21 protein-coding genes are annotated in these 26820 nt (G+C 63.6%); 9 read left to right on the forward strand and 12 right to left on the reverse strand.

What is annotated here, in order from left to right:
* Positions 1-161: 161 nt before the first annotated feature.
* Together polA and BLW40_RS01370 are read right to left on the reverse strand one after the other, a co-directional pair.
* Positions 162-2975, reverse strand: a complete 2814-nt coding sequence (gene polA / locus BLW40_RS01365; RefSeq protein WP_083386569.1) for a DNA polymerase I — start codon at positions 2973-2975, stop codon at positions 162-164.
* Complete coding sequence (locus BLW40_RS01370; RefSeq protein WP_074764758.1) at positions 2972-3172, reverse strand: zinc-finger domain-containing protein; 201 nt, start codon at positions 3170-3172, stop codon at positions 2972-2974. The genes polA and BLW40_RS01370 overlap by 4 nt, the downstream gene beginning before the upstream one ends.
* 64 nt (positions 3173-3236) lie before the next feature.
* Here BLW40_RS01370 and BLW40_RS01375 point away from each other — a divergent pair, with 64 nt between their 5' ends.
* The 3 genes from BLW40_RS01375 (at position 3237) to glk (ending at position 6744) form a co-directional block, all read left to right on the forward strand.
* Positions 3237-4202 carry an ABC transporter ATP-binding protein gene (locus BLW40_RS01375; protein ID WP_074764760.1) on the forward strand — a complete coding sequence of 322 codons (966 nt, stop codon included), beginning with the start codon at positions 3237-3239 and terminating at the stop codon, positions 4200-4202.
* A 104-nt stretch (positions 4203-4306) separates the two neighbouring features.
* Positions 4307-5782: a glycogen synthase GlgA gene (gene glgA, locus BLW40_RS01380; protein WP_074764761.1), complete on the forward strand. Its 1476-nt coding sequence runs from the start codon at positions 4307-4309 to the stop codon at positions 5780-5782.
* Positions 5779-6744, forward strand: coding sequence for a glucokinase (gene glk / locus BLW40_RS01385; protein ID WP_074764763.1), 966 nt, complete (start codon positions 5779-5781; stop codon positions 6742-6744). The genes glgA and glk overlap by 4 nt, the downstream gene beginning before the upstream one ends.
* A 9-nt stretch (positions 6745-6753) precedes the next feature.
* On the opposite strand, the gene BLW40_RS01390 is transcribed toward glk, so the two are convergent.
* Complete coding sequence (locus tag BLW40_RS01390) at positions 6754-7359, reverse strand: DUF4337 domain-containing protein (RefSeq protein ID WP_170834506.1); 606 nt, start codon at positions 7357-7359, stop codon at positions 6754-6756.
* Positions 7360-7426: 67 nt separating this feature from the next.
* Between BLW40_RS01390 and BLW40_RS01395 the strand changes: the two genes are divergently transcribed.
* The 4 genes from BLW40_RS01395 to BLW40_RS01410 all read left to right on the forward strand — a co-directional run bounded on the left by BLW40_RS01395 (position 7427) and on the right by BLW40_RS01410 (position 11125).
* A complete protein-coding gene (locus BLW40_RS01395; protein WP_074764765.1) occupies positions 7427-7702 on the forward strand; it encodes a YciI family protein in 276 nt (91 codons plus the stop codon).
* Positions 7702-8115 (forward strand): EVE domain-containing protein, encoded by a 414-nt coding sequence (locus BLW40_RS01400; protein ID WP_074764767.1) that lies wholly within the window; start codon positions 7702-7704, stop codon positions 8113-8115. The genes BLW40_RS01395 and BLW40_RS01400 overlap by 1 nt, the downstream gene beginning before the upstream one ends.
* 192 nt (positions 8116-8307) lie before the next feature.
* A complete protein-coding gene (acs, locus tag BLW40_RS01405; protein WP_074764769.1) occupies positions 8308-10242 on the forward strand; it encodes an acetate--CoA ligase in 1935 nt (644 codons plus the stop codon).
* 73 nt (positions 10243-10315) lie between these two features.
* Positions 10316-11125 (forward strand): alpha/beta hydrolase, encoded by an 810-nt coding sequence (locus BLW40_RS01410; RefSeq protein WP_074764771.1) that lies wholly within the window; start codon positions 10316-10318, stop codon positions 11123-11125.
* 134 nt (positions 11126-11259) lie between these two features.
* On the opposite strand, the gene BLW40_RS17285 is transcribed toward BLW40_RS01410, so the two are convergent.
* The 4 genes from BLW40_RS17285 to BLW40_RS01425 all read right to left on the reverse strand — a co-directional run bounded on the left by BLW40_RS17285 (position 11260) and on the right by BLW40_RS01425 (position 16379).
* The gene (locus tag BLW40_RS17285; RefSeq protein ID WP_139305448.1) at positions 11260-12030 is read right to left on the reverse strand and encodes a hypothetical protein; all 771 of its coding nucleotides are present in this window, start codon (positions 12028-12030) and stop codon (positions 11260-11262) included.
* The gene (gene dgt / locus BLW40_RS01415; protein ID WP_211656697.1) at positions 12023-13501 is read right to left on the reverse strand and encodes a dGTP triphosphohydrolase; all 1479 of its coding nucleotides are present in this window, start codon (positions 13499-13501) and stop codon (positions 12023-12025) included. The genes BLW40_RS17285 and dgt overlap by 8 nt, the downstream gene beginning before the upstream one ends.
* A 313-nt stretch (positions 13502-13814) precedes the next feature.
* Complete coding sequence (locus BLW40_RS01420) at positions 13815-14642, reverse strand: 2-oxoacid:ferredoxin oxidoreductase subunit beta (RefSeq protein ID WP_074764773.1); 828 nt, start codon at positions 14640-14642, stop codon at positions 13815-13817.
* A 3-nt stretch (positions 14643-14645) separates the two neighbouring features.
* A complete protein-coding gene (locus tag BLW40_RS01425; protein ID WP_074764775.1) occupies positions 14646-16379 on the reverse strand; it encodes a 2-oxoacid:acceptor oxidoreductase subunit alpha in 1734 nt (577 codons plus the stop codon).
* 428 nt (positions 16380-16807) lie between these two features.
* Between BLW40_RS01425 and BLW40_RS01430 the strand changes: the two genes are divergently transcribed.
* Entirely contained in the window at positions 16808-17047 is a 240-nt protein-coding gene (locus tag BLW40_RS01430; RefSeq protein ID WP_074764777.1) for a YfhL family 4Fe-4S dicluster ferredoxin, read from the forward strand.
* 365 nt (positions 17048-17412) lie between these two features.
* On the opposite strand, the gene BLW40_RS17565 is transcribed toward BLW40_RS01430, so the two are convergent.
* The 5 genes from BLW40_RS17565 to BLW40_RS01450 form a co-directional block, all read right to left on the reverse strand.
* Positions 17413-17583 carry a hypothetical protein gene (locus tag BLW40_RS17565; RefSeq protein WP_170834495.1) on the reverse strand — a complete coding sequence of 57 codons (171 nt, stop codon included), beginning with the start codon at positions 17581-17583 and terminating at the stop codon, positions 17413-17415.
* Complete coding sequence (locus BLW40_RS01435; RefSeq protein ID WP_244511014.1) at positions 17580-18449, reverse strand: bacteriohemerythrin; 870 nt, start codon at positions 18447-18449, stop codon at positions 17580-17582. Before BLW40_RS01435 ends, BLW40_RS17565 begins: the two co-directional genes overlap by 4 nt.
* Positions 18450-18458: 9 nt before the next feature.
* Positions 18459-20300, reverse strand: coding sequence for a dihydroxy-acid dehydratase (gene ilvD / locus BLW40_RS01440; protein ID WP_074764779.1), 1842 nt, complete (start codon positions 20298-20300; stop codon positions 18459-18461).
* Positions 20301-20374: 74 nt separating this feature from the next.
* Positions 20375-20722, reverse strand: a complete 348-nt coding sequence (locus BLW40_RS01445) for a hypothetical protein (RefSeq protein ID WP_074764781.1) — start codon at positions 20720-20722, stop codon at positions 20375-20377.
* Between the two features lie 79 nt (positions 20723-20801).
* A complete protein-coding gene (locus BLW40_RS01450) occupies positions 20802-22778 on the reverse strand; it encodes a lytic transglycosylase domain-containing protein (protein WP_074764783.1) in 1977 nt (658 codons plus the stop codon).
* A 309-nt stretch (positions 22779-23087) separates the two neighbouring features.
* Here BLW40_RS01450 and nifJ point away from each other — a divergent pair, with 309 nt between their 5' ends.
* Positions 23088-26678 (forward strand): pyruvate:ferredoxin (flavodoxin) oxidoreductase, encoded by a 3591-nt coding sequence (gene nifJ, locus BLW40_RS01455; protein WP_139305449.1) that lies wholly within the window; start codon positions 23088-23090, stop codon positions 26676-26678.
* Positions 26679-26820: the final 142 nt, after the last annotated feature.

Here is a 26820-nt window from a genome sequence, read left to right on the forward strand (position 1 = left end):
AACACGAAAAATGGGCGCTGGGCCGCCCCTAGCCCATTTTTCTCCTTTTAATCCAACGGGAAAAAGTACACCGAGCGACAGCGAGGGACTTTTTCACGGGAGACTAAGGATCGTCGGCGGGACGGAGGGCGGAATGCCGTCCGTCCCGCCGATACGACAGGTCAGTGCGCCTCGTCCCAACTGGCGGCGGCGGCGGCCTCGACCAGCAGCGGCACCGACAGGCACGCCGCCCCCTCCATCACCCGACGCACCACGGCAATCGTCGCCTCGGCTTCGGCCTCGGGCGCTTCCAGCACCAGTTCGTCATGGACCTGGAGCAGCAGCCGCGCCGCGAGCCCCGCCTCGACCAGCGCGGCGGGCAGACGGACCATCGCCCGCTTGATGATGTCGGCGGCCCCGCCCTGGATCGGTCCGTTGATCGCGGCGCGTTCGGCAAAGGCGCGCGCGGCCCCGTTCTTGTCCTTGATCCCCGGGGTGAAGACCTTGCGGCCGAACGGGGTGCGGACAAAGCCATGGGTCCGGGCCTCTTCCTTGGTCTGCTCCATGAAGGCGCGGATTTCGGGATAGCGGCCGAAATAGGCCTCGATATAGGCCTTGGCCTCGCTTTGGGGGATGCTCAATTGCGCCGCCAGCCCGAACGGGCTGATCCCATAGATGATGCCGAAATTGATCGCCTTGGCACGACGGCGCAGCGACGAATCCACCGCCTCCAGCGGCACACCGAACACCTGGGACGCGGTGATGGCGTGGATGTCGCGGCCCTCGGCAAAGGCGGTGCGCAGCCCTTCGATCCCGGCGACATGGGCGACCAGCCGCAACTCGATCTGGGAATAATCGGCCGAAATCAGGCAAAAGCCCGGCTCGGCGATGAAGGCGCGGCGGATTTTGCGTCCTTCCTCGGTGCGGATCGGGATGTTCTGGAGATTGGGATCGGACGAGGACAGCCGCCCGGTGGTGGTCGCCGCCAGCGAGAAGCTGGTATGGACCCGCCCGGTCGCCGGATTGATCTGGGCAACCAGGGCATCGGTGTAGGTGCTTTTCAGCTTGGCAAGCTGACGCCAGTCGAGCAGCCGGGCCGGGAGCGGATGCAGCGGGGCGAGGTCTTCCAGGATGTCGGCCCCGGTGGCCCATTGCCCGGTCTTGGTCTTCTTGCCGCCGGGCAGGTTCAACGTCTCGAACAGCACCTTGCCCAATTGCTGGGGCGAGGCCAGATTGAACGCCTCGCCGCCGTTGAGCGCGATCACCTCGGCCTCAAGATCGGCGAGACGGCGGCCGAAATCCTCCGACAGCGCCTGAAGGAAGGCACGGTCGACCTTCAGCCCGGCCCGCTCCATCGCGACGATCACCGGAATCAGCGGCCGTTCCAGCGTCTCATAGACTTCAACCATTTTCTCAGCCAGCAGGCGCGGCTTCAGAAACTGGTGGAGCCGAAGCGTCACATCGGCATCCTCGGCGGCGTAATCGCGAGCCTTTTCAAGGGGAACCCGGTCGAAGGTGATCTGAGACTTGCCGGTCCCGCACACCTCGGCAAAGCTGATATTGGTATGACCGAGATGCAATTGTGCCAACTCGTCCAGGCCGTGACCGTGGCTGGCTCCGTCCAGCACGTAGGACAGCAGCATGGTGTCGTCGATCGGAGTAACCGGCACCCCCAGACTGGCCAGAACCTGCATGTCGTATTTGATGTTGTGGCCGACCTTCAGCACCGAAGGATCGGCCAGCAGCGGAGCCAGCCGGGCCAGACTCTGGTCGGCCGGAATCGGCTTTGGCCCAGCACTCTCGGCCGGAGCATCGCCGAAATCGAGGCTGCCCTGCGCCGCGGGCGGATTGTGGATCACCGGGATGTAGCAGGCCCGGCCCGGCGCCACCGCCAGCGAAACGCCGACCAGACGGGCGCGCATCGAATCGAGCGAATCCGTCTCGGTGTCAAAGCCGATAATTCCGGCCTCGATCGCCGCCGCGATCCAGCGATCGAGCGTGTCCAGATCGAGCACCAGATCGTACTGATCGCGGCTAAATCCCGCCGGAGCCGGGGCGGCTTCAGTTGCGGTCGCCACGACCGGGGTCGAGGCAACCGGCGGACGCGGCGGAGCCTTGAGGTCAAGCCGGTTGATCAGCGAGCGAAACCCCTGCTCGGCCAGAAAGGCAGCCAGACGTTCGGGCACCAGCGCCCGCACCGCCAGCGCCGAAACCGGCTCGGGCAAATCCATGTCGTCGCGCAATTTGACCAGATCGCGCGACAGACGCGCCATCGCGGCATTGTCGAGCAGGGTCTGGCGACGCTTGGGCTGCTTGATCTCGCCGGCGCGGGCCAGCAACGTCTCAAGATCGCCGTATTCCCCAATCAATTGGGCAGCGGTCTTGATCCCGATCCCCGGCACCCCCGGCACATTGTCGGCGGCATCGCCGCACAGTGCCTGGACATCGACCACCCGATCCGGCCCGACGCCGAACTTCTCGAACACTTCGTCCGGGCCGATGGTGCGGTTCTTCATCGGATCGAACATCGACACCTGCGCGCCGACCAACTGCATCAGATCCTTGTCGGACGAGACGATCGTGACCTTGGCGCCTTGAAGGGTCGCGGCGCGGGCATAGGCGGCGATCAGATCGTCGGCCTCGAATCCCTCCATCTCGATGCAGGCAACGTCGAACGCCCGCACCGCCTCGCGCACCAACGGGAATTGCGGCACCAATTCCTCGGGCGGCGGCGGACGGTGCGCCTTGTATTCCGGATACAGATCGGTGCGGAAGGTCTTGCGCGAACTGTCGAAAATCACCGCGATGTGATCGGCCTGGCTGTCGTTCAACAGCTTCAGCAGCATCGTGGTGAAACCATAGACGGCATTGACCGGGGTTCCGTCGCTCCGACTCATCGGCGGCAGGCCGTGGAAGGCGCGGAAGATGAAGCCGGACCCGTCGATCAGAACGAGGTGGCGCAGGCTGGCGGTGGCAGATTCACTCACCGCGCTCAATGCCCCTGGCCGGACGAGGCACCCTCGGCCAGGACGAATTCGCGCGAGCAATAGGGACAAACCGCGCTGCCACCCTGGGGGATGTCGAGGAAGACGCGGGGATGGCCCAGGTCGGACGCGACGTCGCCGTCGCAGGCAACCGGAGTGGAAGAAACGGTAACGGCCTCGGTCAACGAGGCGGATTCACGGGCAAGCATGGCAGGAGACCCCGATATCGGTCGGTGGACAGGACGCTAGCTCGAATGATACCCATTGACGGCCATGGTTCAAACAAACTCTCGATCTGCCGCCCCCGTCCCCGCTTTGCCCGATGCCGCGTTAAGCGCCGACGGGCTGGTCAAGGTCTATCGCGGCGGTAAGCGCGCGCTGGACGGCATCTCGCTGTCGGTGCCGCGCGGCTCCTTCTTTGGCCTGCTCGGCCCCAACGGCGCGGGTAAGAGCACCTTCATCAATATCCTGGCCGGTCTGGTGCTGAAAAGCAGCGGCACCGTCCGGGTGTGGGACCGCGATCTCGACCGCGACCCGCGCGGGGCCAAGGCCGCGATCGGCGTGGTACCGCAGGAACTGAACCTCGACGCCTTTTTCACCCCGCGCGAATTGCTCGACGTCCAGGCCGGGATGTACGGGGTGCCGAAATCCGAACGTCGCACGATGGAAATCCTGGACATCGTCGGACTGGCCGACAAGGCGGATTCCTATGCCCGCACCCTGTCGGGCGGGATGCGCCGCCGCCTGCTGGTGGCCAAGGCGATGGTCCACAATCCGCCGATCCTGGTGCTGGACGAGCCGACCGCAGGCGTCGATATCGAATTGCGCCAGCATCTGTGGGAAGCCATTCGCGGGATGAACGAGCAGGGTACGACGATCCTGCTCACCACCCATTACCTCGAAGAAGCCGAGCAATTGTGCGACCGGATCGCGATCATCAACCAGGGTCGTCTGGCCGCGCTCGACACCACCGCCAACCTGTTGAAGCGAATCGACGGCAAGGCGCTGCTGGTCACCCTCGACCGCGATCTTGATGCCGTCCCCACCGCCCTGATCCCGTTTGCGCCCGAACTGCGGGCCGGACGCAAGATGGTGATTCGCTATCGCCCCTCGGCGGTTCCGGTCGGCCGCATCCTCGACGCCATCACCGCCGCCGGGCTGTCGATTGCCGATCTGACCACCGAAGAGACCGATCTCGAAGACATCTTCCTGCAATTGACCTCGTCGCGATCCGCCTGACTTCAGGAAACAATCACTTGGGTAACCCCGCACTCGACCCTGTGCCCGATCCGGGATAGGGTGTGCCCTGGAGGGATCGGATACCCTCCGTAAGGGAGGCGGTGATGCGGGTTCTGTTTACTTCTTCGGAAGTCTTTCCCCTGGTTAAAACCGGCGGGCTGGCCGACGTCTCTTCCGCCCTGCCGCTCGCGCTGGCCGAGGCTGGACATGACGTCAGGATTTTAATGCCTGGCTATCCGGCGGCTTTGGCAGGCGTGACCGACCGGCGCGAACTGACCCGGCTGGGTGACCCTCTGGGCGTCGGCGGCGAGGCGGTTCTGATCGAAGGCCACATGCCCGGATCGGGCCTAAAAGTGTGGCTGCTCGACTGCCCGGTTCTGTTCGACCGCGATGGCGGTCCCTACTCGGATTCCAAGGGCCAGGACTGGCCCGATAACGGATTGCGCTTCGGCCTGTTATCCTGGGTGGCGGCACAACTGGCCACCGAAGGCAGCCCGGTCGCCTGGCGCCCGCACATTTTGCATTGCAACGACTGGCAGACCGGCCTCGCGCCCGCCTGGATGAAAGCATGGGGATCGACCACCCGCGCCGGGACCGTGTTCACCATCCACAACATTGCCTATCAGGGCCGGTTCGCCCCCGATCTGGTCACCCGTCTCGGTCTGCCGCCCGAAATGTACGGGATCGACGGGTTCGAATATTACGACAACCTGTCGTTCCTGAAGGCCGGTCTGTTCTATAGCGACCGCCTGACCACGGTCAGCCCGCGTTATGCCCGCGAGATTCAGACCCCGGCCTTCGGCTATGGGATGGAGGGGTTGCTGGCCACCCGCGCCGCCGACCTGACCGGCATTTTGAACGGAGCCGATTATCAAGTGTGGGATTCGGGCACCGATTCCCATCTCGCCCACCCCTTCCCGCGTGGCGACGCGGTGGGCAAGGCCGCCAACAAGGCGGCACTGCTGGCTGAACTGGGGCTGGAATCCCGTCCCGGCGCACCTCTGCTGGTGGTGGTTACCCGCCTGACCGAGCAGAAGGGAATGGATCTGCTGTTGGCGGTGTTGCCCGCGATCCTTGGCCTGGGCGCCCAGGTCGCGGTGCTGGGCACCGGCGACCGCGAATTGGAAGACGCGTTCAAGGCTGCTGCCGCCGCTCACCCCGATCAGGTCGCGGTGCGGATCGGCTATTCCGAACAACTGGCTCACCGGTTGATGGCCGGTGGCGACATGCTGCTGATTCCGTCGCGGTTCGAACCGTGCGGTCTGACCCAGTTCTACGCCTTCCGCTACGGCACCGTCCCGATCGGGCACGTTACCGGCGGTCTGGCCGACACTCTGATCGACACCGGCTATGATTCGCTGATGACCGGAACCGCCAACGCCTTCGTGTTCGAGCATTCCAACGCGGGCGCATTCCAGTGGGCGGTCGAACGCGCCGTCGCGCTGTATGCCGATTCCGACCGCTGGCGGCGGATCGTCGAAGCCGGTCTCAGCCAGGATTTCAGTTGGGGCCGGTCGGCCGAACGCTATCTGGCCCTGTATGCCGAATTGATCGCGGCACGGAAGGTCGATCCGGCATGACGGTCGGGGGCTTCTCGCTGGTCGCCGATATCGGCGGCACTCACGCCCGCTTCGCCCTGGTCGGCGATGCGGGCGTCGTCCGCCCGGAAACCTATCGTTGCGCCGATTTTTCCGGACCGGCCGAGGCGGCCAAGGCCTATCTGGCCGAGTATGGTGGCGGTGCGGCCCCGGTCCGGGGCGCGTTTGCCGTTGCCTCGATGTTGGGCGGCGACCGGGTCGAACTGACCAACTCGCCCTGGAGCTTTTCGGTCGAGGAAACCCGCCGTCTCCTCGGCCTGGAGCGGCTGGAGACGATCAACGACTTCACCGCGATCGCCCTCGCGGTGCCGCATCTGGCCCCCGGCGATCTGCTGGCGGTCGGCGGCGGAACCGCCCGCCCCAACCACCCCATTGCGGTGCTGGGTCCGGGAACTGGGCTGGGGGTGTCGGCGCTGGTGCCCTGCGGCGCTACGTGGTCCCCGCTCGAAGCCGAAGGCGGCCACGTCACCATGGCCGCCGCCAATGCCCGCGAGGCCGCAATTCTCGACGTGCTGCGGCAACGGTTCGACCATGTCTCGGCCGAACGGCTGCTGTCGGGTCAAGGGCTGGTCAACCTCTATCAGGCGCTGTCGGCGCTGTCGGGCCATCAGGCGGTCTACAGCACCCCCGACGTCATCACCAGCCACGGCCTCGACGGATCGTGCCCGATCTGCCGCGAAACGGTCGAGACCTTTTTCGCGATGCTGGGAACCGTTGCGGGCAATCTGGCCCTGACCATCGGCGCGCATGGCGGAGTCTATCTCGCCGGGGGGATTCTGCCCCGGATGGCCGAAGCCTTCCGCCAGTCGGGCTTCCGCGCCCGCTTCGAGGCGCATGGCCGCTTCCAGCCCTATCTGGCGGCGATCCCGACCCGGTTGATCGTCCACCCCCTGCCCGCCTTCGTCGGTCTCGCCGCCCTGGTCCGTTCCGGCACCGCGGAGTAAGCGCCGCCGCTACAGATGGATCAGGGTCGGGGCCAGCCAGCCCAGCAGGGCGAAGGCCAATCCGACCGCGCCAAGCCCCCCGGCGGCGAAGGCCAGAGCGACGGCTCCGGTCACCGCCGCCGCCGAACAGAGCACGATCGCGATCTGCAACGCGGCCGAGCCGTATTCATACAGGTGATAGGAGGCGAGCGCGGTGCGCTGGACCTCCTCGGCGGCCTTGGCACGGGCGGCGAGTTCCTTGCGGCCTTCGTTGGTTTCCGGCTCGCTGCGGTAGCGCTGCGCCGTCGCCCGCCACTCGGCGACCTTCTTCTCGAGTACCTGCACCGTCGGTTCGGGCAGACCGGTGACGGCGACCGCTTCCAGCGCTTCGGCGGCGGTTTCCATCGTCGTCATCCGAATCGTCTTGGCCTGGAAGAACGCCCACAGATTCGCCGCCTCGATATTGGCCGAGATCGAATTGTTCTGGGCGCTTTTGCCCGCCGCCTCGACGATCGCCAGCAACGCCGCCAGGACGCTGATCGCCACCGCGATCTTGCGATTGAACGACACCTTTTCGGGACCGTGACCGGCATGAGCGATTTCGTGGATTTTTTCGTGAGTTTCGTGGACTTCCATGGCTGCCCTTCGCCTTCCGATCGGTTACCGTGTCGTCAGTCGTTTCCGTTCCCGGAGAGCCCATACTATGTTCGTCGTTCGCTGTCAGGACAAGCCCGGCCATCAGCAGATCCGGCTCGACAATCGTCCGGCCCACCTTGCCTTTCTCAATGCCCATCTCGACGCGCTGGTCCTGGCCGGTCCGCTGCTCAGCGATGATCGGCAGGCGATGATCGGCAGCCTGCTGGTGTTTGACATTGCCGACCGTGCCGCGCTGGAAACCGTGCTGGCCGCCGACCCTTACGCCCAAGCCGGACTGTTCGAGCAGGTCACCGTCACGCCGTTCAAGAAAGTCCTGCCCTGATGGCATGGTGGCTGGTCAAGTCCGAGCCGGAGACATGGTCGTGGGATGACCATGTCCGCGTCGGAACCCAGGCCTGGGACGGCGTCCGCAACGCCCAGGCCGCCGGCTACCTGAAGGCGATGGCGGTCGGCGACCGCGCCTTCTTCTATCACTCGGTCAATGAGAAGCGGATCGTCGGACTGGTCGAGGTCACCGCCCCGGCCTACCCCGATCCGACCGACCCGACCGGGCGCTGGGTCGTGGTCGATTTCACCGCGATCCGGCCGGTGGCCCGACCGGTCGATCTCGCCACCATCAAGGCGGTGCCAGAGTTGGCCCATCTCGCCCTGGTCCGACAATCGCGCCTGTCGGTCGGCCCGGTCGATGATGCGGCGGCCCGGCTGATCCTCTCCCTGGCGGGCGAGCCCGCCTAGGAGCTGGATTCCTCCAGCGAAATTCCGCTCGCGCCAAGTCAATTGGGCGACGGGACGCCGCACCCCCCAGTCATGCTTGTTTCGCATGGCAGACTCGCACATAATCCCGCCCATAAGAGACGAGGAAACGCCCCGTGCCGGCACCCCACCAGGCACGGGCCACAAACAGAAAAAAAGGGAGACTGCCCCGCGATGACCGACGTCTATTCCATTCCCGCCGAGATCGCAAAGTCCGCTTTGATCGATCAGCAGAAATATACCGAGTGGTATGATCGCTCGATCAAAGATCCCGAGGGCTTTTGGGCCGAACAGGGCAAGCGCCTTGACTGGATCAAACCTTACACCAAGGTCAAGGACGTCTCCTTTACCGGCGACGTGCACATCCGCTGGTTCCATGACGGCACTCTGAATGTTGCCGCCAACTGCCTCGACCGTCACCTCGCCACCCGGGGCGATCAGACCGCGATCATCTGGGAAGGCGACGATCCGTCCGAATCCGCCCACATCACCTATCGCGATCTGCACGAGCGGGTATGCCGTCTGGCCAACGCGATGACCGATCTTGGCGTCAAGAAGGGCGAGCGCGTCACCATCTATCTGCCGATGATCCCCGAAGCGGCGGTGGCGATGCTGGCCTGCGCCCGGATCGGCGCGATCCATTCGGTGGTGTTCGGCGGCTTCTCGCCGGATTCGCTGGGCGGGCGTATCCAGGATTGCGATTCCTCGCTGCTGATCACCGCCGACGAGGGCCTGCGCGGCGGCCGCAAGGTGCCGCTGAAGGCCAATGCCGACAAGGCGCTGGAAAGCTGCGGCTCGGTCAAGAACGTAATCGTGGTCAAGCGCACCGGCGGCGACGTCGCGATGAGCGCGGGCCGCGACCATTGGTATCACGATCTGGTCGAGAAGGCCGCGCCCACCCACGTTCCGGCCGAGATCGACGCCGAAGACCCGCTGTTCATCCTCTACACCTCCGGCTCGACCGGCAAGCCGAAGGGCGTGCTGCACACTTCGGGCGGTTATCTGGTCTATGCCGCGATTACCCACCAGTATGTGTTCGACTATCACGATGGCGATGTCTATTGGTGCACCGCCGACGTGGGTTGGGTCACCGGCCATTCCTACATCGTCTATGGTCCGCTCGCCAACGGCGCCACCACCTTGATGTTCGAAGGCGTGCCGAACTATCCGACCGTGTCGCGCTTCTGGGAAGTGATCGACAAGCACAAGGTCAACATCTTCTACACCGCCCCCACCGCGATCCGCGCCCTGATGCGGGAAGGCGAGGCCCCGGTCAAGCGCACCAGCCGCGCCAGCCTGCGCCTGCTCGGCTCGGTCGGCGAGCCGATCAACCCCGAGGCCTGGACCTGGTATCACCGCGTCGTCGGCGACGACCGTTGCCCGATCGTCGATACCTGGTGGCAGACCGAGACCGGCGGCATCCTGATCACCCCGCTGCCCGGCGCCACCAAGTTGAAGCCGGGCTCGGCCACCCTGCCCTTCTTTGGCGTCAAGCCGGTGATGGTCGATGCCGAGGGTAAGATTCTCGAAGGTGCGGTCGAGGGCAACCTGTGCATCGCCGAATCCTGGCCGGGCCAGATGCGGACGGTCTATGGCGATCACGAACGCTTCATCCAGACCTACTTCTCGACCTATAAGGGGATGTACTTCACCGGCGACGGCGCGCGCCGTGACGAAGACGGCTATTACTGGATCACCGGCCGGGTCGATGACGTCATCAACGTGTCGGGTCACCGGATGGGCACCGCCGAGGTCGAATCCGCCTTGGTCGCCCACCCCAAGGTCGCCGAGGCCGCCGTCGTCGGCTATCCCCACGAGATCAAGGGCCAGGGCATCTATGCCTATGTCACCCTGGTCGCCGACGAGGAACCGACCGAGGAACTGCGCAAGGAACTGGTCAATTGGGTCCGCAAGGAAATCGGCCCGATCGCCAGCCCCGACCTGATCCAATGGTCGCCCGGCCTGCCCAAGACCCGCTCGGGCAAGATCATGCGCCGCATTCTGCGCAAGATCGCCGAGAACCAGTTCGACGCCCTGGGCGATACCTCGACCCTGGCCGATCCCACCGTTGTCGAGGATCTGATCGACAATCGGATGAATCGCGTCTAAGTCAGTAGCCAAGGTTTGACGGGTCAGGCCCGCGAAGCGATTCGCGGGCCTCATCCTTGGCGGGGGAACAGCGATGGTGACGGCGATACTGGCGGTGGCCGCAAGTCTGGTCGGCCTGTACCTGCTGGTGCTGCTGGGACTGATGCTGTTTCAGCGCGATATGATCTATCGCCCCGACCCCACCCGCACCGATCCCGCCGATATCGGCCTCAGCGAAATGATGCCGGTCGCCGTCCGCGCCCAGGACGGGCGGCAAATCACCTCGTGGTACGCGCCCCCGCTGCATCCCCACGCGCCCACCCTGGTGATGTTCCACGGCAATGCCGGGACCAATGCCCGCCGCGCCCACAAGGCCCGCTTTCTGCTCGATGCCGGGTTTGGCGTGTTCATGGTCGAATATCGCGGCTATGGCGGCAATAGCGGCCGCCCCAGCGAAGCCGATTTGACCGCCGACGCCCGCGCCGTGCTCGACTGGCTGAAGGGGCGCGGCGTAGCAGCGGAGCGCCTTATCTTATGCGGCGAATCGATCGGTTCAGGCGTTGCGATGGCGATGACCCGCGAGATCGAGCCGCTGGCGGTAATCCTGGAATGCCCGTTTACCGCCCTGGCCGACCTTGCCCCACCTTATGTCCCGAAGCGGCTGGCCCGGTTGCTGATGCGGGATCATTTCGACAATCTGAGCCAGATCACCCGGCTGAAGGCCCCGCTGCTGATCGTCCATGGCGAGCAGGACAGCCTGACCCCGCCCGCGATGGCCCGTGCCCTGATCGCCGCCGCCGGATCAACCGACAAGGGAGCGGTATTCTTGCCGCTCGCCCATCACAACGATCTGTGGGACCACGGCGCGGAACGCCCGATCCTCGATTTTCTGCGCCGATTGTAGGATAGAGGGGTGCGGAAAACAGCGGATTGGCGGGCGGTTTGCTTGTTTTGGAATGCGGTCATGGCGCTCATTACAAGGTAACGAACCATTTCCCGCCTATAAACTCTACTATTTGGCGCTTTATCACTGCACCTCTAGAGCGGAAGGCCCAGTTGATGTGGCGTCAACCTAGCTGGAAAATGAATTTCGTCTGAAGTCAATTTAACAATCTTTTGGGAAATTTCATCAAGATATGGCACAGATAACATTGGACGCGCATAAGCTTTATGCTCCGCCTTTATTATCTGAAGTGGATGAAATATTTCAAACATTGCATTCATGTGATGAATTAGGCGCGGTGAAAACAAAGGTTGGTGAATGGCGGCCATCCGCAAGGTGCGCACAACATACCCTATTGGATTTGGGTTTTCCCGCAAGTTGACATCTATAACCTTTTTAGATAACTCTGAAAAATAATCGTCAGAGCAAATAATACTTCTATCATCAATACGATAGGCCACTGCATCCCAGTTAAAGAACGTTGTTAGAGGTAGCGTTGAAAAATCGGCTTCAACAACATATCCACGCTGGAACGCCCACGTATTATTTAGCATCCAAACATCAAATTTTTGCCCTCCAACCGAAAAACGGTATCCGCCAAACTTGTTTCTGACCGGTTTCCATTTGAATATCCGACGCTCAATATCATCCTGGCTTTGACTATCGACAACGATGTCAACGTCAGACTGAAAATTTCTACTTCCCAGAAGACAAAGATCACGCAATAGGCCGCCGAATATGGCCGATGGCCCGACATCCCTCAGAGCCTCCAAAACCATCGAAATTTGGTCGCGCGTAGCAGGACGTTGCCAAAGGAAGTACCTAAGGCGGCTTCTAAGCGTTTCGCTACTGATGCAGTTAGGCATCCACGGCCCTCAACTCACGACCGTGAAGAGCCTTTAGCTCTCGATAAAGGTTCAGCGCATAAGAGTCAGTCATGCCGGAAACCATGTCGATGACGAGTTGGATCTCCCGGTATCTGATGGGGAGATTTTCTGCAGCAACAAAGGCACGCCGGTAATTCTCAGAAATGCGGCCATATACGTAATTCGCGAACGGGTCCGTACGAGACTGCGCTTCCTTGGTGTCATTTAATTGTAAGAAATTGGTGCGATTAGTCACCGCCTCCCACAACATATCCATAAGCCCCTCAATGACGATAGCGCCCTCTAATTCAATTTTCAATACAGACCTATGACGGTACGCTCTTTCCAGAGCAAAATTCTTCAGAGATTTACAAATTGATTTTGCTTTACTCACTCCCATCAATGTTTCCTTAAAGTAACCATCAAGCAAATGATTTTGACGCTCTGAGAATGCTTCAAAAATTGCCCCTACCATCGCACCAATCGCATAAACCCTAAACTTCTGCATGGACACATCATTAAGCTCAGCGGGAGAGAGGTCATATGCCCGGTGTTCATCAAAATCCTTCCGTGAATTTTCAACCACTTTCCTTGCAACGTCGTCATCAACCTCCTGGAGGAATTGGATAACATCATTGAAAGATACAAGCCCTTTCTTTACCGCATCTTCAACGTCGATGACCGAATAGGCGATATCGTCGCATGCTTCCATAATGAAAGTTAGGGGGTGGCGGATACCCTCATTCAGGCCAGTATGCTCCCAAACTTCCTTTACGACATCGGCCTCAGATTGGAAGAATCCAGGCTTCTTTGCACTCTTGTTATCCGTCGTACCGGCGATGTCCGAGGGAACGGTGTACTTTAAAAGAGCAGCGAGAGTGGCATAGGTAAGGTTTAGCCCATATCCGTCTGTTATAATCTGCAGGTGAGTGAGCAAACGAAATGTCTGTGCATTTCCGTCAAATTTCAGAAAATCGGCGCGCATCGCCGGTGTGATTTTTTTCAAGTCTGCTTTGAGAGCATCGCAATTGAAGGAACCTTCATTGTCTGGCAGTTCGAACAGCTTTCTCTCGTTCTTTTTCACCCACCGCTGGATTGCTGTTTCCCCTTGATGACCAAACGGCGGATTCCCCAGGTCATGGGCAAGGCCGATCGCTGCCAGTAGTGCGGGGATGTTGCGCTGTGAATTAAGCTCTGAGGGCAACTCTAGTACCGAGCAAGCTAAGTGAGTGCCTATGCTTCTCGCTAGATTTGCGACTTCATGCGAATGGGTTAGGCGCGTCCGCACGCTATCATTTTTCTCAAGTGGAAAAACCTGCGTCTTGTCTGCGAGGCGCCGCACGGGTGCCGAAAACAGGATTCGATCAAAGTCACGTTCGATCTCTGTCCGAGAGCCCTTGTCCTTGACGGGCGTCGAACTCTGCCGCCTACGCTCACAAGACAATAGGTTCTCCCACTTCAGCGTGGACATCTCCCACTCCTCATTTTCGTGACACATGCGGTATGTTTTACCACCCTTGATCGCAAGCCTATACGGTGGATAGATAGCCGACAAGACATGGACGCTCTTTGGCATCCCAAGCCACCAGACCAATAAGACCGGCAAAATTGGAGTTGCTGGAACACTGCACTCAATTCAAAATTCGGCTTTGCCGCGTTGTTCGCACGACACCGGTTCGTCGGCTCCCGGCCGAACTGGGGCATGCCGCCTCCGGTCCCAATCCTTGAGCTAAATTGAAAACCGTAGAGCCGGAATCCGAATCTCGGACTCCGGCCCTGCCCCGTTAAACCGCGAACTCGGAATCGAGATCGGCGATTGAGCATTGGGTCGAGCGCGGCTTGGCGAATGAATCGCGGCCGCCGCGATACAACACCCCCATATTGAACCCGTCGTCGGTCATCAACCGCCGTGCCGCCTGGGCCGGGTCGGTGGTCGCGGGGAAACCGGACTGGCGGATCACGCTTTTCCAGTCGCGTTGTTCTTCGCGGAAGGTGATGCAGGGCGACATCACCGCGACGAACGAGAAACCGGGATAGCGGATCGCTTCGGCGATCAGCGCGGCGGTGCCGTTGATGTCGCCGGAAAAGGCGCGGGCGATGAAATTGGCTCCGGCGGCCAGGGCGATGGCCAAGGGGTGGAACGGGGTGACGCCGGTTCCGCCGGGGGGCGCCATCGCCGAGGCGTCCCAATCGGCCTCGGTGGTGGGGGACGGCTGGCCCTTGGTCATCCCATAGACCCGGTTGTCCATCACGACATAGGTCATGTCGACATTGCGGCGGCAGGCATGGATGAAATGGTTGCCGCCGATCGAGAAGCCGTCGCCGTCGCCACCGGCAACCAGCACGGTGAGGTCGGGCCGGGCCAGCTTCAGCCCGGCTCCCACCGCCAAGGCGCGGCCATGGATCGAGTGGAAGCCATAGGTGTTGGTATAGGCCGGGATGCGCGACGAACAGCCGATGCCCGACACCACCGAGGTCTGGTGCGGGGCCAGATTCAGATCGGCAAAGGCTTTGGCGATCGAAGTCAGCACGCCGTAATCGCCGCAACCGGGGCACCAGACCGGCTTGACGTCAGACCGGAAATCCTTCGCGCTATAGGTCGGAGCATTCATGGCTTACTTCCCCATCGCAAGAAGGCGGGCGTGGATTTCCCCCGGACGGATCGGCAGCGGGCCGGGGCGGCTCAGAACATCGGGACGGGCGGGCAGATCGTACTCGCCGCGCAAATAGCGATTGAACTGGCCGAGATGGCTTTGTTCCACCACCAAAATCTTCCGCACGCCATCCAGGGCGCGGGCCATCTGCTCGGGCAGAGTGGGATAGAGCAGACGCGGCGCGATCAGCCGGGCCTTGACCCCGTCGGCACGGGCGCGGATCACCGCCTCGCGCGCGGCCCCGGTGCACGAGCCCCAGGTGATGACGGCAATCTCGCCCTCCCCTTCGATCGTGGCCCAATCCGGGCCGTAATCGTGCAGCACCAGCTTGCGCAGCCGCTTGTCGAGCTGGCGGGAATGGTCCGACGCCTGCGACGACGGCGTGCCGGATTCGGCATGTTCCAACCCGTCGGCGGTGTACTGACAGCCCGGCGTGCCGGGAACCGGCATCGGCGACACCCCGGTATTGGTCAGGGCATAGCGCTTGAAGGTCTCGCCCTCGGCCGGGGTGCGGGCGGTCTCGCGGTTGGCGAAGAAGGGACTGGCCGGGGCCGGGTCGATCACGGCGCGGCTCTGGCCCAGCGACTGGTCGGACAGCACGATACAGGGAGCCTGCATCGCCTCGGCAAGGTGGACCGCCCATTGAGTGGTGAACAGGCAATCGCCGATTGATTGGGGCGCCAGCACCAGATGCGGCGCATCGCCATGCAGGCCATAGATCGCGATGTTGAGGTCGGATTGCTCGGACTTGGTCGGGATGCCGGTCGAGGGACCGCCGCGCTGGACGTCGAGCACCACCACCGGAGTCTCGGACGACACCGCCAGCCCCAACCCTTCGGTCATCAGGGCCAGACCGGGACCGGCGGTCGCGGTGATCGAGGCGTCACCGCCGAACGAGGCGCCGATGCACATGTTGATCGAGGCCAACTCGTCCTCGGCCTGAACGAAGACGCCACCGATCTTGGGCAAAGCGGCGCTGAGATATTCGAGCGATTCGGTCGCAGGCGTGATCGGATAAGCGGCACAGAAGCGGATGCCGCCCCGGATCGCGCCCAGGCCCGCGGCATGATTGCCCGAAATGGTCCAACGCCCGCCATGGCGGGGCAAGGCGGGGGGAAGCTGGCGACAGGGCGCGTCGAGCGTCAGACCGGTCTCGGCCCCGTGACGGACCGCCGCCAGCGAGGCTTCGAAGGCGTCGGCGTGCTTTTTCTTCAGCGACTTGCCCAGCATTTCGACCACCGGCTCGACGCCAAGGCCGGTCAGCGCGGCAACGACGCCCAGCGCGATCATGTTGGGACGGCCACCGGGGATCGATTGGGCCAGATCCTTCATCGGCAGTTCGACGATCCGCGCCCCGGAACGGCTGAGGATCTCGGGAACCTCGCCCGCGGTGGGATCGGCCAGGATCAGGCTGTCGGCGTTGAGCGGCAGTTCGGCGGCAAAGCGGACGACGTTCAGCCAGTCGATCGCCAGCAGAATCTGGAACGTATCATCGACCGAGGTAATCGGCTCGGCCGACAGGCGCAGCAACGCCGCCGCCTCGCCGCCTCTGATCTGCGGTCCGGAAGACCGGCTGAACAGCGCGTAATACCCGGCCTGGGCCGCCGCATCCACCAGCATGTTGGCCGCTGTCATCACCCCGGCGCCACCACTGCCGCACAGGGCGATCGAGACTGAACCTGAACTGATCGTCATATGGGTACGTCCCCTCGGAATCTTGGCCCCCGGTTCCGATCGCTGTTCCGAAGGTCCGGCCACGTCGTTAAAGCCCCGCATCGCGCCGTGCGGGCTGACCGGCGCGAAACTTCCCCGTCCCGGCCAGCCGGAACGAATCCCCCCCTCCGCCTCTTTTCGACCGCGAGGCCATCAGTTCGGCGATAACGTCGCCGCAACAAGTGGGGGGCCGAGCCAAAGCACGGGGAGGGTCATAATAGCCGGGGTATCTGCCCTCGGCGAGCAGGATTTACGCCAAGTACGCAAGGGAAAAACCCCAGAGGGAATACGGTTGCATTCGCCACTCTCAAACCGATATACGCCGAAGGGAACGGCGTCGCCCGATGGGACGCCGTCCGCCCCTCCTTGACTTTGCGGGCGGGCAACGACGAGAGAGAGAGGAACCCGAGATGTCCCTGAAGATCAACGACGATTGCACCAGCTGCGACGCCTGCGCCCCGACCTGCCCCAACGACGCCATTTCGGCGGGCGACGTCATTTACGTCATCGCCGCCGACCACTGCACCGAATGCGTCGGTGCCGAGAACACCCCGCAATGCCAGATCGTCTGTCCCGTCGATGCCATCGTCGCTGGTGTCAGCGAGAGCAAGGAAACCCTGCTGGCCCGATATCACGCGCTGCACGGCTGACCCCGGCCGAACGGGAAACCCCCGCCGAAGCGATTCGGCGGGGGTTTTTTAGTCGGTCGTGAAAAAGTCCTTCGGCCTTTGGCCTCAGTGTACTTTTTCCCGGTTCAAAAAGAATCCCCGTGCTCAATCAAGCTTTCCGCGCGGGGATGGATTTGGTTCCCTCCGAAGCCGGTGGGCGTTAGCCCACGGCATCGGAGGCGGGATTTCACCAGTTTTGCGCGCTTGTGCTTCGCAAAGCTGGTGAAACGAATGACACGAAAAATGGGCGCAGGGCCGCCCCTAGCCCATTTTTCTCCTTTTAATCCAACGGGAAAAAGTACAGCGAGGGACTTTTTCACGGGAGACTTTTTATGCGGCACAGAGGGTTATTCGGGAGGAGGTGCGCTCTTGTCCGCGCCCGTCTCCGGCGGCGTTTCGGACTCGGGCGGTGGCGGTAACGGTTCATCGGCTCGGGCGCGGCTTTGCGCCTTGCGCCGGGCCAGATTGGCCCGCAACGCCTCGGCCTGACGGGCATGACGGTCGGCGGGTGGGCTCATGACCGGACCCGACTTTGCACAACCAGACGGGCAAGACAATCGAGCAGGCTGCTCGCGGTGATCGGCTTGCTCATAAACTCGTCGGCTCCGGCGGCCAGGGCGACGTCGCGCCGCTCCGATCCTTCGTAGGCCGACAGCATCAGCACCGGCAATGTCGCCGCCGGGCCATCCGAACGTCGCAGCCAGCGGACCAGATCGAGGCCGCTTTCCGCCCCGATATGCCAGTCCGAGATCACCAGCCCGAAACCGCCCTGGCTCAGCGCCGCCCGCGCCTCCTCCAGCCCTTGCACCATCGTCACGTTTTCGATCCCGGCCGCTCCCAGGATCGTCGAGAGAATCTCGCGGAAATTAAGGTTGTCATCGACCACCAAAACCCGCAGGCGCCGCCAATCGACATTGGGTTCGCCCTCCTGCATCGACGTGCCGCCCACCAGGGGGCGGACGCCGCCCGCGTCCTGCGCCTCGCGGTGGCCGATCAGACTGGTGCGATAGCCCATGTCCGAGGTGCAGATATGGTCGATCAGCCAGCGATTGAGAAAGGTCAGGCAATCACGGGCGCGAACGCTGGTCTGGTCTGCCTCGTAACGGCGCTGAAGCTTCTCGACCTCGCCGACGAACCCGGCATGGGTCCGACGATGCGAGGCGAGCGCCGGAAAGCGGCACGCCTGCATCATCCGTTCTTCACGGTCGAAATGATTGGCGGCGTATTCCTTCAACGCCCCCAACACGCTGCCGACCGCCGCATATTCCTCGGCATCCCCGATCGAGCGTTGCAAAAGATTGATGAGGCCGATCAGGATGCGGTGGTCCGCATCCAGGATCGGAACCCCGACACTCATCATCTCGCTCCAATGGATGTCGCTCATGCGTCCGCCTTAGCGCTCCACCTGGGAAACGTCGCGCACCGCGCCGCGCGCCGCGCTGGTGGTCATCGCGGCATAGGCCCGAAGCGCCGGGGACACCACGCGGTCGCGATTGACCGGTTTCCAGGCTCCGGTGCCTTTGGCCGCCCGCCGCGCCTCAAGCTCGGCATCCTCGACCCGCACGGCGATGCGGCGGTTGGGGATGTCGATCTCGATGATATCGCCGGACTGGACCAGCCCGATCGCGCCGCCTTCGGCCGCTTCGGGCGACACATGGCCAATCGACAAGCCCGAGGTGCCACCAGAGAAGCGTCCGTCGGTGATCAGGGCACAGACCTTGCCCAGCCCCATGCTCTTCAGATAGCTGGTGGGGTAGAGCATTTCCTGCATCCCCGGACCGCCTTTCGGGCCTTCATAGCGGACGATCACGACATCGCCCGCCTTGACCTCGCCGCCGAGAATCTTGGCGACCGCTTCTTCCTGGCTTTCGCAGATCACCGCCGGACCGGTGAAGGTCAGGTTCTTTTCGTCAACGCCCGCGGTCTTGACGATGCAACCATCGACGGCAAGATTGCCGAACAGCACCGCCAGCCCGCCATCCTTCGAAAAGGCATGCTCGGCCGAACGGATCACGCCCTTGGCGCGGTCGGTATCGAGCGAAGCCCAACGGCGGTTCTGGCCGAACGCCTGGGTGGTGCGGAAGCCGCCCGGCGCGGCGCGGTACAGGCTTTGAACGGCGCGGTCGTTGCTTTGCTGGATATCCCAGCGCTCGATCGCCTCGCCCAGGCTGGCGGCATGAACGGTCGGGCAATCACGCTGGATCAGACCGGCGCGGTCAAGCTCGCCCAGAATGCCGAAGATGCCCCCGGCACGATGGACGTCTTCGATATGAACGTCGGCGACGTTGGGCGCGACCTTGCACAGGCAGGGGACGCGACGGCTCAAGCCGTCGATGTCGGCCATCCCGAAATCGACCTCGGCCTCCTGCGCCGCCGCCAACAGGTGCAGCACGGTGTTGGTCGAGCCGCCCATCGCGATGTCGAGCGTCATCGCGTTCTCGAACGCAGCCTTGGTCGCGATCGAGCGCGGCAGGACGCTGGCATCGTCCTGCTCGTACCAGCGCTTGCACAGATCGACGATGCGACGGCCGGATTCGAGGAACAGCTCCTTGCGGTCGGCATGGGTGGCGACGATGGTGCCGTTGCCGGGCAGACCGAGGCCCAGCGCCTCGATCAGACAGTTCATCGAGTTGGCGGTGAACATCCCCGAACAAGACCCGCAGGTCGGGCAGCTGCCGCGCTCATAGGCCAGCGCATCCTCGTCCGAGACCGAAGCATCGGCCCCCTTGATCATCGCGTCGATCAGATCGACGGCGTGGGTCTTGCCGCCCACCGTGACCTTGCCCGCTTCCATCGGCCCGCCCGAGACGAAGATGGTCGGGATGTTGAGGCGCAGGCTGGCCATCATCATGCCAGGCGTGATCTTGTCGCAGTTCGAGATGCAGACCAGCGCATCGGCGCAATGGGCATTGGCCATGTACTCGACCGAATCCGCGATCAGATCGCGCGAAGGCAGCGAGTACAGCATCCCGGAATGGCCCATCGCGATCCCGTCATCGATCGCGATCGTGTTGAATTCCTTGGCGACACCACCCGCCTTCTCGATCTCGCGCGCCACCATCTGCCCCAGATCCTTCAGGTGGACATGGCCGGGGACGAACTGGGTGAAGGAATTGACGACGGCGATGATCGGCTTACCGAAATCCGCGTCGGTCATCCCGGTGGCCCGCCACAGGCCACGGGCACCCGACATGTTGCGGCCATGGGTGGAGGTGCGGGAACGATAGGCAGGCATGGCGAAACGGTCCTTTCACGGGGACACCGGACGGGCCACGTCCGAGCCCGGTCCGGATGAGACGAAAAATACGGTCAGGCGCGCAACTCTTCGGGATTCTCGATCCCCAGGCGGCGGGCCTCGGCGTCGAACGCCTCGCGGTACAGCGGGAACGCGCCGGTCTTGGTGATCGCTTCGCCGGTGCGGGCGTGGGTGTAGGTGGTCCGCGCCAGCAGCGGGTGCGCCGCCTGGTTGGGGCAAGCATCGCCCTCGGCGATCAGCGCCTTCAACTGGGCGGTCAGACCGGCGACGTGACAGGCCTCAAGATCGGCGTCGGCGTGCATCTCCTCCAACTCGGCGCGCAGGGTTTCCATCTCCTGACGCAGGGCGGCGAGTTCCGCCCGCAGCTCGGCGCGTTCGATGGCGGCTTCCATATCGTCCATAATCATTAAGCTCCAGAGGTGTCGGGCGCGTCCATCCCGGCGTCGCCGACGCGGACGGAAGCGCAAACGGAAAGAGCGGTCACGGCGCGACCTCCGACACGGTCCGCCGCGACCAGCGCTTCAGGTCGGATTCGAGCGTCGGGCCGGCGGGCAGTCCGAGACGGCGGCGATAGACCGCGACGCTTTCCATCACCCGCTGAACGTAATTGCGGGTCTCGCCGAACGGAATCATCTCGACCCAGTCGATGACGTCGATATTGGGATCGCGCGGATCGCCGTTTTCGCGAATCCAGCGCCGCGCCCGCCCCGGCCCGGCATTATAGGAAGCCAGGGCCAGCATGTAGGAACCATCGAACGAATCGATCAGATTCTCAAGATAGGCCGAACCCAGCCGGATATTGATCGCGGGATTGTCGAGCAGATCGGGATGAAATTTGACGTTGTTGGCCCGCGCCACCCTGGCCGCTGTGGTGGGGAGAAGCTGCATCAGCCCGCGCGCCCCGGCCTGCGACACTACTTCGGGCATGAACCCGCTTTCCTGGCGGATCAGCGCCAGCACCAGCGCCTTTTCCGGGGTGCTGTCCTCGGCGGCGAAACGCGGCACCGGCCAACCCGCCTCGACCAGGGTGACCCCGTCGCGATCAGAGCGCCGCGCCACCAGCAAGGCGAGGTCGTTGCGGCCCTTGCGGCTGGCCAGCCGCGCCACCAGAACCCGTTCGCCCGGGGTCTGGACGATGTCGTTCAAGCGGATGAAGAACGGACGCAGCAACTCGTCCTCGTCGAGGTCGAGCAGCAGTCGGGCCGCCGCGACGGTGTCGCGGCTGTTAAAGCGGGCGACGTCGTCGCCGGTCGGCTGGGGATCGTCGGGCAGCGGCCAGTGATGGTCGCCCAGCCGTGATTCCGCCAGTTGGCCGTAATAGGTGGTGGGATAGCGGGCAGCGCGGGTGAACCAGTCACGGGCGCGGGCGTCGCCGACGCTTTCATAACCGCGCCCGGCCCAATAGGCCGAGCGGGCCCGCGCGATCGGGTGGCTGGCCCATTCGTGGAGACGGATGAAATGGTTGAGCGCGGTCTCGCGGTCGTCGAGGAAGCGCAGCGCGACCCACCCGGCCAGGAATTCGGCATCGACATAGGCCGAGCCACCCTCCAGCCCATGATCGGCGGCGGTCTGATAGGCCCGCGACACCAGCCCTTTCTGCAACGCGCGCCGGGCCAGGATCGCCCGTTCCTGCCACCACAGATCGGGGCGGACCTTGTTGCGCGAGGGATGGGTTAAGAGGTCGATCGCCTCTTCATCCATATCGTGCTGACGCCGCCAGCGCACCCGTTCGTAGATCAGTCCGGCATCGTCACGGAGCGCGGGCGGCACCGCCGCCACCAGCGGCTCGGGCGCGCCCTTGCCCGATTGCAGCGCCAGCCGGGCGGCGGCGACGGCGCGGTGAGCCGGATCGACCTTGGCCAGCATCCGCTGCGCCGAGGCCTCCTGTCGATCCCACAGCAGGCGGTCAAGGCGGCGCCAATGATCCTCGGCCCGCAAGTTCTCGCCGAACACGGCCAGGAACTGCCGCTCCTGTTGGGCGCCGAAGCTCTGCTCGGACCAGGTCTGGCGGATCACCTTCAACGCCCGGTCGGCGTGCCCCGCCCCCTGAAGAGCGCGGGCATAGGCCATGCCCCCATCGGCGGTGGTGGGCGGATGGGAGTCGAACCAGCGGATCACCTCGGCATTGGGCGTCGCGGCGGTGATCGCCTCCTCGGCGCGGCGGGTGATCTGCGACAGCAACGGCCAGTCGGGATTGGCGGCGACGAACGCGGCCAGACTGCGGAAATCGGCCTCGGTTCCGCCCGAGGCGTAATCGACCCAGGTGACCAGACGAGTCAACACCGGGTCGCGCGCCTGCCGTGCGATCCGCAGGGCTTCGTCGAGATGGTCCTTTTTGGCCGCCGCCACCGCCTGACGGGCGATAGCGTGCTCAGTCGGCGAGACTTCGGCCGCCGCGAGAGGCAGACCGGCGGCAAGGCCGACGGCAATCAGCAGGGCGGCAAGAAAGGGGTTCACGGCAGACCTTGACCAGACGTTCCGGTGGGGGCCGTATTCTAAAGGCGCGACGCCCAAGGTTTCAAGCCGAAGCGCCCGACTTCTGGCGATGGGGAGCCGTGCGTTCCGCGCCGAAGCCATTCCGGGCGGTGTCACCCCTCCCTTCCGACAGAGGAAGGGACTGTAATAATATTGCGAATCGGCTGGTGTTTGGGTAAGGGACTTGCTTTGTTGCAAGCGCGTTGACTATTCTGCCGACCCTTGCGTCCCTCGCCTTCACTCCAAGGGCGGCGGTGCGCGGACAGGCAGTGCAAACAAACGGGACAAGAAATGACAGAGAGGGCTTTGATCACGGTCGACGGCAACGAGGCTTGCGCGTCGGTGGCTTACCGGGTCAGCGAGGTCGCGGCGATCTATCCGATCACCCCGTCCTCGACGATGGGAGAGTTGTCCGACCAATGGGCAGCCGAAGGCCGTAAGAACATCTGGGGCCAGATCCCGGAAGTGGCCGAGATGGAGCACGAAGGCGGCGCCGCTGGCGCGGTCCACGGCGCGTTGCAGGCGGGCGCTTTGTCGACCACTTTCACCGCCAGTCAGGGCCTGCTCCTGATGATCCCGAACATGTACAAGATCGCCGGTGAACTGACGAGCTTCTGCATGCACGTCACCGCCCGGACCCTGGCGACCCACGCCTTGTCGATCTTCGGCGATCATTCCGACGTGATGGCCTGTCGTCAGACCGGGTTCGCGATGCTGGCATCGGGCTCGGTTCAGGAAGCCCACGATCTCGCCGCGATCGCCCATGCCTCGACCCTGCTGTCGCGGGTGCCGTTCCTGCATTATTTCGACGGCTTCCGCACCTCGCACGAAGTGTCGAAGATCGAGGAACTGACCGACGACGACCTGCTCGGCCTGCTCGATGCCGACGCGATCGCCGATTATCGCGCCCGCGCCCTGTCGCCCGATCATCCGACCCTGCGCGGCACCTCGCAGAATCCCGACACCTTCTTCCAGATGCAGGAAGCCCGCAACGGCTGGTACACCGCCTGCCCCGGCATCGTCCAGGCGCAGATGGACCGCTTCGCCGCTCTGACCGGCCGCGCCTATCGTCTGTTTGATTATTACGGCCATCCCGAAGCCGAACGGGTGATCGTGCTGATGGGCTCCGGGGCCGAGACCGCGCACGAGACCGTCACCGCCCTGGCCGCCAAGGGTGAAAAGGTCGGCGTGCTGAAGGTTCGGCTGTTCCGCCCCTTCTCGGTCGATTCGTTTGTTTCGGCGTTGCCGCCCTCGACCCGCGCGATTGCCGTGCTCGACCGCACCAAGGAATTGGGCGCGATCGGCGAGCCGCTGTATCTCGACGTCATCGCCGCCCTGCACGAAGCCAAGGCCTCGGGCCAGCGCGCCACCGGTGCCGCCGACCCGGTGGTGATCGGCGGCCGTTACGGTCTGGCCTCGAAGGAATTCACCCCCGCGATGGTCAAGGCGGTGTTCGACGAACTCGCCCAGGCGACGCCGAAGCCGCACTTCACCGTCGGCATCAACGACGATGTCACCCACCTGTCGCTGCCGATCGACCCCGATTTCCGCATCGAGCTGCCCCGCGTCAAGCGGGCGGTGTTCTTCGGCCTGGGTGCCGACGGCACCGTCGGTGCCAACAAGAACTCGATCAAGATCATTGCCGAGAATGCCGGGTTCCAGGGCCAGGGCTATTTCGTCTACGATTCGAAGAAGTCGGGCGCGATCACGATCTCGCACCTGCGCTTCAGCCCCGATCCGATCCAGTCGGCCTATCTGCTCGACCAGGCCGATTTCGTCGCCTGTCACCACTTTGTCTTCCTCGACAAGTATGACGTGCTGACCTATGCCGCGCCGGGTGCCACCTTCCTGCTTAACTCGCCCTACGACAAGGACGAGGTGTGGGATCACCTCCCCCGCGAGGTGCAGGAAGACATCATCTCGAAGAATCTCAAGCTGCACGTGATTGATGCCCGCAAGGTGGCGCTGGCCGCCGGGATGGGCAATCGCATCAACACCATCATGCAGACCTGCTTCTTTGCCCTGTCCGGGGTGTTGCCGCGCGACGAGGCGATCGGCCACATCAAGGACGCGATCAAGAAGACCTACGGCCGCAAGTCCGAAAAGCTGGTCGCCAAGAACTACGCCGCCGTCGATGGCACCCTGGAGAACCTCCAGTCGGTCACCATCCCCGGACACGTCACCGCCAACCGCACCCGTCCGCCGCTGGTTCCCAACGATTCGCCCGATTTCGTCAAGCGGGTCACCGCGATGATGCTGGCGAACCAGGGCGATCTGCTGCCGGTGTCGTGCTTCCCGGTCGATGGCGTGTGGCCGACCGGCACCGCCCGCTTCGAACGGCGCAACATCGCCGCCGAAATCCCGGTGTGGGACGATTCGCCCTGCATCCAGTGCAACAAGTGCGCGATGGTCTGCCCCCATGCCGCGATCCGCGCCAAGGTGGTCGAGCCCGAGGCGCTGGCCAACGCTCCGGCCAGCCTGAAGCACGCCGAGTATCGCGGCGGCGAATTCAAGGGCCAGACCTATCTGCTTCAGGTCGCGCCCGAGGATTGCACCGGCTGCACCCTCTGCGTCCAGGTCTGCCCCGGCAAGGACAAGAAGGATCCGTCCCGCCGTGCCCTCAAGATGGAAGACAAGACTCCGCTGCTTGAAGCCGAAGTGGCGAATTGGGATTACTTCCTGACCCTGCCCGAGGTCGATAAGGCCAAGCTGGGGGCTCCCACCGTCAAGACCGCGCAGCTGCTCCAGCCGCTGTTCGAGTTCTCGGGTGCCTGCCTCGGCTGCGGCGAGACCCCGTATCTGAAGCTGATGTCCCAGTTGTGGGGCGACCGGTTGATGATCGCCAACGCCACCGGCTGCTCGTCGATCTATGGCGGCAACCTGCCGACCACCCCCTATACCAAGAATGCCGAAGGGCGCGGTCCGGCCTGGGCCAACTCGCTGTTCGAGGACAATGCCGAATTCGGTTTCGGCTTCCGTCTCGCCCTCGACAGCCACAAGGAGCATGCCAAGCTGCTGCTCTCCGCCCTGGCGCTGGAAGGCAAGCTGCCCGAGCGTCTGGTCACCGAGATCGCCCACGCCGTTCAAGACAGCGAAGTCGCCGTCGCCGAACAGCGTGTCCGCATCGAGGAACTTCGCCGCATCCTGTCCGGGCTGACCGATGAGAAGGCCCGCCGCCTCGAACAGGTCGCCGATTATCTGGCCGAGAAGGTGGTCTGGATCGTCGGTGGCGACGGATGGGCCTATGACATCGGCTATGGCGGTCTCGATCACATCTTCGCTTCGGGCCGCAACATCAACATCCTGGTGATGGATACCGAAGTCTATTCCAACACCGGCGGCCAGCAATCGAAGGCCACCCCGATCGGGGCCTCGGCCAAGTTCGCCACCGCGGGCAAGTCGCTGCCGAAGAAAGACCTCGGCATGATGGCGATGGCTTATGGAGACGTTTACGTCGCCAATGTCGCCTTCGGTGCCCGTGACGTGCAGACCGTGCGCGCCTTCCAGGATGCCGTCGCTTATCCCGGCGTCTCCCTGATCGTCGCCTACTCGCACTGCATCGCGCACGGCTACGACCTGTCGCACGGCCTCGACCAGCAGAAGATGGCGGTCGAGAGCGGATATTGGCCGCTGTTCCGGTGGGACCCGCGCAAGTTCGGCAGCGACGAAAACCCGCTGACCCTCGATTCGAAGGATCCGACCACCAACCTCGCCGACTTCATGAAGGGCGAGGCCCGGTTCCAGATGGTCGAGCGGGCCGACCCCGAGCGGTATAAGGGTCTGGTCCACAGCGCCGAAGACGCGATCAAGCGTCGCTTCGCCCTGCTGCGCCGGTTCGCCGGCCTGCCCGAAGCGCCGACCGGTCGCGACGCTGCCGAGTAATCGACGGGGCGGCTTTAGCCTCTGAAAACGGAAACCCCCTCTCCGCCGTGTTTAGACCGGAGAGATGGGTAACAGGTGTTCGGGGACATGGGTGACAGTTAGGGCATCCTAATCCACCGGGTCGCGCAAGTCGATTTGCGCG

Origin of the sequence: Magnetospirillum fulvum, from assembly GCF_900108475.1 — a bacterium.
Taxonomy (GTDB): Bacteria; Pseudomonadota; Alphaproteobacteria; order Rhodospirillales; family Magnetospirillaceae; genus Phaeospirillum; species Phaeospirillum fulvum_A.